This window comes from Streptococcus sp. UMB1203 (assembly GCF_030217725.1).
GTDB lineage: Bacteria > Bacillota > Bacilli > Lactobacillales > Streptococcaceae > Streptococcus.
This window is the reverse complement of the sequence record NZ_JASOOK010000077.1, coordinates 1-339: the sequence shown is the minus strand read 5'-3', so window position 1 is coordinate 339 and position 339 is coordinate 1. Positions and strand designations below refer to the sequence as shown.

General features: G+C 25.1%; 1 protein-coding gene. It reads left to right on the top strand.

The genetic code is table 11. From position 1 onward, the window contains the following. On the top strand, window positions 1-250 hold a 250-nt coding region (locus QP439_RS09015), incomplete at its 5' end, for a hypothetical protein (protein ID WP_285389649.1). Between the last annotated feature and the right edge of the window lie 89 nt (window positions 251-339).

The following is a 339-nucleotide window of genomic DNA, read 5'->3' as shown; positions in this document are numbered from 1 at the left end:
GAAAGCAATATCAAAAAAATGTAGGCGAATATTTTTGAAGAACTATTTCAACAAGAATAAAAAAATTGTCGATGTTTTTTTGCCGGTCTTACAAAAAATATTTACAAGATTGGAAAAAAATCTTGATAGAAAAACTTATCGTGAAGAATTTTTTCAAGGAAAAGAAGACGAGAAATTTTTTTCTCATGAATTAGATATGAATCAATATTTTGAACAAATTAAATATGTTTATCGAAATAATTTGAAATAATAAATTTGAGAAAGAAAATAAGGAACGGGTAAAATGAAATCATGTTAGGGAAATCCCTGAACCCAAGTCGAAAAATAATGAGTTTAAAT